The 6,602-nt window shown below is 56.3% G+C and carries 5 protein-coding genes; 4 read left to right on the forward strand and 1 reads right to left on the reverse strand.

Going from position 1 to position 6,602, the window contains the following annotated elements:
* From Q8M42_RS13390 to Q8M42_RS13400, 3 genes are all read left to right on the forward strand, one after another.
* Positions 1-1,509, forward strand: a complete 1,509-nt coding sequence (locus tag Q8M42_RS13390) for a tripartite tricarboxylate transporter permease (protein ID WP_304864442.1) — start codon at positions 1-3, stop codon at positions 1,507-1,509.
* Entirely contained in the window at positions 1,502-2,533 is a 1,032-nt protein-coding gene (locus Q8M42_RS13395; RefSeq protein ID WP_304864444.1) for an AbrB family transcriptional regulator, read from the forward strand. The genes Q8M42_RS13390 and Q8M42_RS13395 overlap by 8 nt, the downstream gene beginning before the upstream one ends.
* A 359-nt stretch (positions 2,534-2,892) precedes the next feature.
* The gene (locus Q8M42_RS13400; protein ID WP_304864445.1) at positions 2,893-3,759 is read left to right on the forward strand and encodes a DUF6279 family lipoprotein; all 867 of its coding nucleotides are present in this window, start codon (positions 2,893-2,895) and stop codon (positions 3,757-3,759) included.
* On the opposite strand, the gene ung is transcribed toward Q8M42_RS13400, so the two are convergent.
* Positions 3,756-4,451, reverse strand: a complete 696-nt coding sequence (ung, locus tag Q8M42_RS13405) for a uracil-DNA glycosylase (protein ID WP_304864447.1) — start codon at positions 4,449-4,451, stop codon at positions 3,756-3,758. The genes Q8M42_RS13400 and ung overlap by 4 nt on opposite strands.
* A 438-nt stretch (positions 4,452-4,889) precedes the next feature.
* Between ung and Q8M42_RS13410 the strand changes: the two genes are divergently transcribed.
* Positions 4,890-6,602 (forward strand): ATP-binding protein (locus Q8M42_RS13410; RefSeq protein ID WP_305284141.1); only part of this gene is annotated, 1,713 nt, incomplete at its 3' end.

Below are 6,602 nucleotides of genomic sequence, written 5' to 3' on the forward strand. Positions count from 1 at the left end.
ATGGAAACCCTGAATTTCTTGATGCAAGGCTTTGATGTCGCCACCCGCCCGACCAACCTGTTGATGGCGCTGTTCGGAGCCTTTGTCGGCACCATCGTCGGCATGCTCCCAGGGCTGGGCCCGATCAACGGCGTGGCCTTGCTGTTGCCACTGGCCTTCGCCCTCGGCCTGCCGCCGGAAACCGCACTGATCCTGCTGGCCGCCGTGTACCTGGGCTGTGAATACGGCGGGCGCATTTCCGCCATTCTGCTCAACGTTCCGGGCGACGCCGCCGCAGTGATGACCACCCTGGATGGCTACCCGCTGGCCCGTCAGGGCAAAGCCGGTATCGCCCTGTCACTGTCCGCCGTCAGCTCATTTATTGGCAGCATTGTCGCCACCTGCGGCGTGGTGCTGTTCGCCCCGCTGCTGGCGAAATGGGCGGTGGCCTTCGGCCCGGCCGAATACTTTGTGCTGATGATTTTCGCCATTGCCTGCCTCGGCGGCATGGTCGGCGACAAACCGATGAAAACCCTGATGGCTGCGTTGATCGGTCTGGCTCTGGCCACGGTTGGGGTGGATTCGACCACAGGCGTATACCGCTTCACCTTCGGCAGCGTCAGCCTGTCGGACGGTATCCAGTTCGTGATCGTGGTGATCGGCTTCTTCAGCGTCAGTGAAGTGCTGTTGATGCTGGAAAAAACCCACAACGGCCAGAAAGCCGTGAAAGCCAGCGGTCGCCTGCTGTTCAACTTCAAAGAGTTCACCTTCACCTTCTGGACCATGCTGCGCAGCGCCGTAGCAGGCTTCGTCATCGGCACTCTGCCCGGTGCCGGCGCCACCATTGCCAGCGCCATGACCTACATGAGCGAGAAGCGCATGGCTGGGCCGAACGGCAAGTTCGGCGAGGGCGACTTGCGCGGCCTGGCGGCGCCAGAAGCGGCTAACAATGCCTCGGCCTGCGGCTCGCTGATCCCCATGCTGACCCTCGGCGTACCCGGCTCGGGCACCACGGCGGTGATGATCGGCGCGCTGACCCTGTACAACATCACCCCCGGCCCACTGCTGTTTGAACAGCAGCCTGACGTGGTCTGGGGCCTGATCGCCTCGCTGTTTATCGGCAACGTAATCCTGCTGGTGATGAACATTCCGCTGGTCGGCCTGTTCTCGCGCATGCTCAGCGTGCCCAACTGGGTGCTGGTGCCAGCGATCACCGTGATCAGCATGGTCGGCGTCTACGCGGTGCACAGCACCACCTTCGACCTGGTGCTGATGATCGGCCTCGGAGTCTTCGGCTATATCCTGCGCAAGCTGGACTTCCCGCTGTCGGCGCTGATCCTCGGCTTCGTCCTGGGCGAGCTGATGGAAGACAACCTGCGCCGCGCCCTGTCGATCTCCGCCGGCGACCTGAGCATCCTCTGGAACAGCCCGATCAGCCTGTGCCTGTGGGCACTCACCGCGCTAATGCTGGCCCTGCCAGGCCTGCGTTGGTGGCGTGCGCGTCGTGCGGCGCAACTGGCCAATGCCTAAGTTGCCCGTGCTCACCGGCTGGCAAAGCTGGTGGGCCACCCCGCTGGTGGGGCTGGCCGGCGGCGCCCTGGCCAGCATGATCGGCTGGCCTTTGCCGTGGATCATCGGCTCGCTGCTGGCGGTTATCGCCGCCCGTTGCAGCGGCTGGCTGATCAGCGAGCTGCCCGGCGGACGCAAGACCGGCCAGTGGCTGGTGTCCAGCGCCATCGGCCTGCACTTCACCAGTGAAGTATTCGGCCAACTGCTCAGTCACTTCGGCGTGATCCTACTCGGCGCCCTGCTCACCCTGCTGCTCAGCCTGATCGGCATTCTCGTGCTGCGCCGCGCCGGCCTGGATCGCGCCACTGCGTTCTTTGCCAGCATGCCAGGCGGCGCCAGCGAGATGGTCAACCTGGCCCAGCGGCACAACGCCGAAACCGCCAAGGTGGCAGCCGCCCATAGCCTGCGTTTGCTGCTGGTGGTGCTGCTGATTCCGGCGATCTTCACCTGGAGCCTGCCGCCCATCGCGCCACCCATACCGGCACCGGTAAGCTGGCCCTGGCTGGCGGTGTTGCTACCGGCTGGCGCGCTGCTGGCCTGGCTCTGGGGGCGCTTGGGCCAACCCAACCCGTGGATGCTTGGCCCGCTGACTGTCTGCGCAGTGGCCAGTGTCAGCTTCGATCTGCATCTGGGTTTGCCCGATGGTCTCGGCCAGGTCGGCCAATGGCTGATCGGCTGCGCCCTGGGTTGTCACTTCGACCGCAACTTCTTTCGCAGCGCGCCAGGTTTTCTCGCACGCATCCTGCTGTTCTGCCTGCTCGCCATGCTCGCTGCTGCCGCGCTTGGCCAAGGCCTGGGCTGGCTGGCCGGGGAAAACCAGAATGCGCTGATGCTCGGCATGATGCCCGGCGGCATCACCGAACTGTGCCTGACCGCAGAAGCCCTGCAGCTCTCGGTGGCGCTGGTAACGGCCTTGCAGGTACTGCGCTTGTTTCTGGTGATGTTTCTCGCCGAGCCGTTGTTCAGGCTTTGGCAACGTAGCTGAAATCACTTTAGCGACCACGTTTAGCCCGCCTTGTGCGGGCTCTTTTTTGCCTGCAGGCGATCCCCGCATTACGCAATGCCAGAGCTATGTAGGGCGGATGACGCTGTTTTCATCCACCATCGCAGTAGAACCGTAGGATGGGTGGTAACCCATCAATTGGCTGATGGGTTGCCACCCATCCTACTGTCTGGACCGTCATCCAAGGCCGTCACGGTAAAGATTTCAAACCCTCCGCCCAGCCCTTGTGCTCGCTCATCTTTGTCCGCAACGCAGCAGTTTTTGTTTAACAGATATGTCCGCAGCCACTCAGGCGCAGGCGACGGCGGTACTCTCAGGCCTTCACCACCGAGGCATCCTCAATGAGCGTACTGCGCTGGCCCGCCTTGAAAACCCTGCTGCTAGTGCTCTGCCTAAGCCTGTTGGTTAGCGCCTGCAGCCGTATCGGCCTGGCGTACCGCAACCTGGACTGGCTGGTGCCCTGGCGGCTGAACGATTACCTGAATCTCAACAGCCAGCAGCAGGCCTGGCTCAAACCCCGCCTGCAGACGCACCTGCAATGGCACTGCAGCGCCGAGCTGCCGCGTTATATCGATTGGCTGCAGACCACCGAAAGCATCCTGGCCCAGCCGCAACCCGACAGCGCTCAACTGCTTGAGCAATTCGCCCAGTTCGATGCCGCGCTCAAACGCATCAGCATCGAGATCACCCCCACCGCCATCGAGCTGCTACAGGGACTGAGCGAGCAACAAGTCAGCGAACTCTACACAGCGCTGGATGAAGACAACCTGGAAGACCGCCAGGACTTTCTCGACCCGCCCCTGGCCACCCAACTCAGCGAACGCCAGACACGTATGCAGGAACGCCTGCGGCCCTGGCTCGGCCGCCTGAACAGTGCACAGACAGAACATATCGCCACCTGGGCCAATGGCCTCGGCGAGCAGAACCGTCTGTGGCTGGAGAATCGACAGCTGTGGCAAACCGAGCTGCGCAAGGTGGTTGCCGAACGCGATAGCGCGGACTTTGCCGAACGGCTGACCCGCCTGCTGCAACAACGCGAAAGCTTTTATAGCGACGAGTACCGCGCCAACTATGGCCGCTCACGCCAGGCGCTGGCCACGCTGTTCAGTCAGCTGCTGAGCAGCAGCGATGAGGCGCAACGCGAGCGCCTGAGTCACCGCTTGCGCGACCTGCGCCGCGATCTGGCCGAGCAGCAGTGCAGCGCTTAAGCCGACTCGGGGAGGCGCCAGTCAATCGGGCTTAGCCCGTGCTGCTGGAGGAACTTGTTGGTGCGGCTGAAATGGCCATTGCCGATAAAGCCACGGTGCGCCGACAGCGGCGAAGGGTGTACGGATTTCAGCACCAGGTGCTTGCTGGTATCGATGAGTTTTTCCTTGCTCTGCGCATGCGCGCCCCACAGCAGAAACACCAGACGCTCCTGCTGCTGGCTGACCACCTCAATCACCTTATCGGTAAAGGTCTGCCAGCCGATCTTCGCATGGGAGCCGGCGATGCCATGTTCCACCGTCAATGAAGTGTTAAGCAGCAGCACGCCCTGCTCCGCCCAATGCTGCAGGTTGCCGTGGTCGGGAATATCGATATTCAGGTCGCGCTTGAGCTCTTTATAGATATTCACCAGCGACGGCGGCGTCTTCACCCCAGGCTGCACCGAAAAGCACAGACCATGGGCCTGCCCCTCGCCGTGATAAGGGTCCTGGCCAATCACCACCACCTTGACCTGAGCCAGCGGCGTTGAGTTGAGCGCATTGAATATCAGCGCACCAGGCGGATAAATCTGCTTGCCTGCGGCCTTCTCGCTACGCAGAAAATCCCCCAGCTCACGCATATAGGGCTTCTCGAACTCTTCATACAGCGCGGCCTTCCAGCCGGCTTCGAGTTTGACGTTATCTGCGGCGCTCATGCCTGTGTCCTGCTTATCTCAACGGAAGCGGCACGCTAAGGAAGGTGCCGGGGCAAGTCAAGGCGAACGGCTACATACACGGCCAGCGCCAGGCGTTACGTGGGGTTGTTGTGTTTGCATTGAGGGATGGCATGGAGAAGCGGAGGTTGCGATTTGTCGATAAAGACCAATGCGGTCGGTGGCAACGGGCAAAAACCGGCCAGAAGCGACTACGACGAGGCGACGGATTTTTGCTATGTTCGGCTTCGTGTCGCGTGTACATGGTCACCTGCCTTCAAGCGCTCTATTTCTGGCAAATAATGCTACTAGACGGAGATCGCTTCAGACTGAACTCGAGCAAGGATTATGAAAATCAGATTCGTAATCAAAAGTGCGGCGATGTATGCGAAGAATTTTCTTGGAATGCTAAAAATATTTAGTGAATAAGGGACTAATGAGTTGACTCCTTCAACTGCTGTCTTTGACTTTTCCGGTTCGACCACGATCACTGACGAAGGTATTATAAATCACTTCAAGAGAGACATAGAACCGTGGCAACCAATCGCTGAACTCATATGGAATGGGTTTGATGCAGGCGCCAAGTCTGTGAGAGTAGTAATTCGCGAAACCGATATTGGCGGCACTGCATCTGTCACGGTTATAGATGATGGTGAAGGAATAAATTTCACTAAACCAATGGATAATTTCCGGCGCTTCAACGACTCTTTGAAAAAGCGCTCTCATTCTACGCACGGTTCTAAAGGGCGAGGAAGATTAGCGTTTCACAAGATTTGCGCTAATGCCGTTTGGCATACAAAGTTTCAGGGAAGGCATGCGATTATCGGCATACAAAGCTCGTCCCTGAGCACGATTAACGGGCGTGAAATTCCGGAGAGCGAGCAAAATGCACTTTTGTCCTCAAAACCTCAGGGCACATGCGTAGAGCTTACAAATTTCACGAAAAATCTTCCTGAACAAGATGAGTTAGTTCATCAATTACAGCTTGAGCTTGGATGGCACCTTGCATTCAATCCCGAGAAAAGTTTGTTTCTTAATGCTGCACCTATATATCCACCTGCGCACGTACTAACTCAGAGCATAATACATGCCGAAGGAGTCGATTTTTCCGTCGAGCTGATACAGTGGGATGAAAAGCTAAATTCTGAAAAATCCTACACGTATCTTAGAGGAAGTGAAGGCATACCTTTGCATCACATGCCTAGCAGCTTGAACTATAAACCTGGATATTATACAAGCCTCTCGGTTTCATCCCCTTGGCTGGATGTATTATCCGGTCGCGAATCTGAATTGCGCTCGACTTTTAATGAGTTGTCAGCATCCAAGGTTTGGAAAGAATTTTCTAAACAGCTTTCGATTTTTACTCAAAATCATTATCAAGAATTCCTTGCGCGATTAGCAGACGAGCAAATAGAAGAGTTTATTGAAGCGGGGGATTTTCCAGAATACAAAGATATGGATCCAGCGTACTCGACCTGGAGGCTTGGCAATACGAAGCGCATCGTAAAAAGCATCATCCTTGCGGATCCAAAACTTTTTAAAAGCAGCAACAAAAAACAAAGAAAAATCATAATCAGACTGTTAGATAAGATCTCAGTATCCAGTGAAAACAACTCCCTCTTTGAAGTTTTGGATAGCGTATTAGATCTTGACGCAGTAGCTATGGAAAATTTTGCAGCGCAAATCAAGCGCACAAAGCTCCAAAACATTATTCAAACCATTGAATCTTTACAGAAGCGTGAGCATGCAATTGTTAGAATTGCTGAAATAATGCGCAACCATTATAAACTGACACTGGAAACACCTGACCTTCAAGGGGTTATAGAGAGTAATACTTGGCTATTCGGAAATCAGTATGAAAGTATTGGAGCTGAAGAGGACTCTTTCACGAAAATCGCCCAAAACTTAAGAGATTCAATAAAGAACATTGGCCTTGTAGAGACAGACGACCTAGAGGATGGAGTTACTGTAGATGGCGCAAATCGCCAAGTCGACCTATTCCTAGTGAGAAGACAAAAGCAGTACGACTCTAACAATCAGTCATATTTTCGATGCGTAATTATTGAAATAAAACGCCCAAGCATATCATTGAACTCGAAACACCTGCGACAGGTGGATGATTATGCAACTATTCTTTCCAAACACCCGGAATTC

It is taken from the genome of Pseudomonas sp., from assembly GCF_030684895.1.
Classification (GTDB): Bacteria; Pseudomonadota; Gammaproteobacteria; order Pseudomonadales; family Pseudomonadaceae; genus Aquipseudomonas.

Excerpts from the sequence above, each read along its gene's own strand:
- Q8M42_RS13390 (WP_304864442.1), top strand. The coding sequence starts at position 1 with ATGGAAACCCTGAATTTCTTGATGCAAGGCTTTGATGTCGCCACCCGC.
- Q8M42_RS13400 (WP_304864445.1), top strand. The coding sequence starts at position 2,893 with ATGAGCGTACTGCGCTGGCCCGCCTTGAAAACCCTGCTGCTAGTGCTC.
- Q8M42_RS13395 (WP_304864444.1), top strand. The coding sequence starts at position 1,502 with ATGCCTAAGTTGCCCGTGCTCACCGGCTGGCAAAGCTGGTGGGCCACC.
- ung (WP_304864447.1), bottom strand. The coding sequence starts at position 4,451 with ATGAGCGCCGCAGATAACGTCAAACTCGAAGCCGGCTGGAAGGCCGCG.